Origin of the sequence: Neisseria sp. P0008.S010 (assembly GCF_051962715.1) — a bacterium.
Taxonomy (GTDB): domain Bacteria; phylum Pseudomonadota; class Gammaproteobacteria; order Burkholderiales; family Neisseriaceae; genus Neisseria; species Neisseria elongata.
The window spans coordinates 1-481 of sequence record NZ_JBQCVA010000149.1 but is presented as its reverse complement, the minus strand read 5'-3'; the positions used below and the strand labels follow the sequence as shown (position 1 = coordinate 481).

The following is a 481-nucleotide window of genomic DNA, read 5'->3' as shown; positions in this document are numbered from 1 at the left end:
GTGTATAAGAGACAGGACTACCAGGGTATCTAATCCTGTTTGCTCCCCACGCCTTCGCGCCTCAGCGTCAGTATTGGTCCAGGAAGCCGCCTTCGCCACCGGTGTTCCTCCTGATATCTACGCATTTCACCGCTACACCAGGAATTCCGCTTCCCTCTCCCATACTCAAGTCGCCAATTATCAAATGCACTTCCTCGGTTAAGCCGAGGGCTTTCACATCTGACTTTAGCGACCGCCTACGCGCCCTTTACGCCCAATGATTCCGAATAACGCTAGCACCCCCCGTATTACCGCGGCTGCTGGCACGGAGTTAGCCGGTGCTTCCTTCAGTGGTACCGTCAGTGTCTCGTGGTATTAGCACGAAACAGGTTCTTCCCACTTGACAGAGCTTTACGACCCGAAAGCCTTCATCACTCACGCGGCGTTGCTGCGTCAGGGTTTCCCCCATTGCGCAAAATTCCTCACTGCTGCCACCCGTAGG

Annotated in this window: 1 rRNA gene; it reads right to left on the bottom strand. The window is 55.1% G+C overall.

From position 1 onward, the window contains the following. Nucleotides 1–481 (bottom strand): 16S ribosomal RNA (locus ACTHSL_RS12960); the annotation flags it as partial.